Raw genomic sequence first — 2,459 nt, 5'->3', positions numbered from 1 at the left:
CCCTGATAGGATTTTCACCTATTGGATTTGTACCACTTCGTGGCACACTAACGCCAAGCTATGATGAGTGGGGATTAGAAAGCACTAACCTCTCGTCTCGCACATAGCCACGCCTTGATTTAAATTTACTACTTGTGGCCGACTTTCCAATCCCCACAACAGTATCCTGACCGATGAAACCCCATTCATTATAGCGTTTGTTATAGCCATTTATTGTCTATCGTTCAAGTTTGCCTTTTATTTCTTCTAGGTCTTTTTTGGACAAATCTTTTCTAGTTATTGCCGTTGCACCATTTGTCATTTTGGCGAATACCATCGGTGCATTTATGATTTTGTTGTCCAATATAAAAACCAAATTCGTTCGATTGTTCATCGCAAATTCAGTTGCATCACTCCATTTTTTTGTTCCTTCCTTATCTAACCAAATTGCCAACATAAATTCTCCTTTAGCCCACGAAGTTTCATTAATTTCAAGTCGCTCAAAATTCTCTACCGTCACAATTGGTGTCGGGTTGACATACATCGTTTCATTTAAATATTCGAAGACTCTCATTTCACCATTCCTATCAGAGTTGCTATGATACCATCCTGTTTCTAAAACTACTTGATCAGCAGAACAATCTGTCAAGTTGTTATTCAAATCTATTAGAAGAACACCTACTAATATTAAAATTATTTGCATTTTCAGTTTGTTTATTGGCTATAACGCTAAGATAAAAACTGTGCTGGTTTAACAGCAATTAAAGTGGCAGGACACGATAAATTTAAGTTGCGAAGAGCTTTCCAGTCCGACCAAGCCCAGCATTGTTTTTATTATTTGTTAGCAGTATTTTCACACCTTCCTTTTACTACCTCTAGTATCGTATCATGGAAGTCTTCAAATATGAAGTCAGTCCAAAATTTCCCGTAAAAGTTAACTGTGGATGTTATTCTATATGTAGATGTTAAAGTCACTTCTTGGGTTGAGTCATTAATTGTCCTAATTGAGTAACTGCCTTTTACTGCATCAAAATATTCCCCCCCAATCATTACATGCTCGTCAAGAGTATTGGCTGGAATATTTTCTGGGTTTACTATGATGTTGTATTCGAACCCATTTCCTTCATCCCATTTCGTGATTTGTTCTTTAAATCTAAGCCCTTTTTCCCAAGTGATTGACCGAGTAGCTCCAACACCTTCAAAATTTAATTCACCATTTAATGGCTTTGGAATTCCAATTTTGTGAATGAAATGTGGTACGATTTCGTGTTTGCCTATGTTTTTAACGTTCTTAATATTTTTCCATACTGTTTCTTTATCAGTATTAATCAAAGTTTTAGTTACAACAGTTCCATAGTAATCATTTGGAACTACAAAGCTTTCAATTGCTAAAATTAGAAGTGGAATTGTCAGACTGATGAAGAGTTTCTTAGAGTTATCACCATTTGACTTTAGTTTAATTAGTCTATAGATAAATGCACCTAAACTTCCAAGGACTAAAAACGGACCAACAATTATAACTAAGCAAATAGTCCCTTCCAATCCAGAAATAAAAGACAGATAAAAGAAAGTCAAGACACTAACCCAAGGAACAATTAAATAAGTCAAATAGCTCTTCAATTGTGCTTTAGTTGAAAAAATTACAGGAATTGCTCCTAATATTAATGGTAAAGCAAAAACGTACCCAATAGAAACTGTTCTGTGCGAACTTTGAACAAGTAGCATGGTGAAAAAGGCGTAAATCACCCCGAGTCCAATTCCAATAAGTAATGTTTTTATTTTTTTCATTTAGTTACTGCTAACATCCGTGTAAGGGAAACACATTCCCTTATTTTTATTATGGGTTCAATCTAAAGGATTTCTGATTAATTTCATAGAGGTGTTAGCTATATGTGTGTATACCTCTGTGGTCTTGGTTGAGTTATGCCCCAGGAGCAACTGTATTTGCCTTAAGTTTACGCCATCTTCTAATAAATGCGTGGCAAAGCTATGCCGTAACATATGAGGAACTACATTTTTCTGTATTTTCGCTCTCCTGGCCGCCTCTTTCACCACATTGACCACACTTTTTCCACTATATGGTCCGCCATTCTGCCCTTCTATTAAATATTGCTGAGGCCTCCATTGCTTATAATACTGTCTTAGATCTTCTAAGACATTCTTTCCTAGAAGAGTATAACGGTCTTTTCCGCCTTTTGCGTTTTCTATTCTTATCTGCATCCGTTCACCGTCAATATCCGATATTTTTAAGTTTAAGAGTTCACTCCTTCTTAGCCCAACCGAGTAAAGTAAACTAATGATGCACTTGTGCTTCAGGTTGCTCATTGCTGCTATCATTCGTTTTACTTCATTTTGAGATAATACTTCTGGCAACTTTTCTTTTTTCCTGGGCCTTTAAAGTAAATTGCTTTGGTGCTAGTATTGGACCTGCTATCTTTGACTGGACATTAAGTTAAGCTGTTTTTGATTAAATTTACTAA

General features: G+C 35.9%; 3 protein-coding genes. All 3 read right to left on the bottom strand.

The features are described 5' to 3' along the window. Positions 1-217: 217 nt before the first annotated feature. Positions 218-682 carry a SecDF P1 head subdomain-containing protein gene (locus JL102_RS23350; protein WP_202246890.1) on the bottom strand — a complete coding sequence of 155 codons (465 nt, stop codon included), beginning with the start codon at positions 680-682 and terminating at the stop codon, positions 218-220. A 131-nt stretch (positions 683-813) separates the two neighbouring features. Then, positions 814-1,767 (bottom strand): SRPBCC family protein, encoded by a 954-nt coding sequence (locus JL102_RS23345; RefSeq protein WP_202246889.1) that lies wholly within the window; start codon positions 1,765-1,767, stop codon positions 814-816. Between the two features lie 57 nt (positions 1,768-1,824). Beyond that, positions 1,825-2,352: a tyrosine-type recombinase/integrase gene (locus tag JL102_RS23340; RefSeq protein ID WP_237390720.1), complete on the bottom strand. Its 528-nt coding sequence runs from the start codon at positions 2,350-2,352 to the stop codon at positions 1,825-1,827. Positions 2,353-2,459 lie beyond the last annotated feature (107 nt).

The sequence above is a fragment of the Fulvivirga sediminis genome (genome assembly GCF_016757215.1).
Classification (GTDB): Bacteria; Bacteroidota; Bacteroidia; order Cytophagales; family Cyclobacteriaceae; genus Fulvivirga; species Fulvivirga sediminis.
The sequence above is the reverse complement of the archived record's forward strand: the minus strand, read 5'-3'. Positions and strand labels throughout refer to the sequence as shown.

Excerpts from the sequence above, each read along its gene's own strand:
- JL102_RS23350 (WP_202246890.1), bottom strand. The coding sequence starts at position 682 with ATGCAAATAATTTTAATATTAGTAGGTGTTCTTCTAATAGATTTGAAT.
- JL102_RS23345 (WP_202246889.1), bottom strand. The coding sequence starts at position 1,767 with ATGAAAAAAATAAAAACATTACTTATTGGAATTGGACTCGGGGTGATT.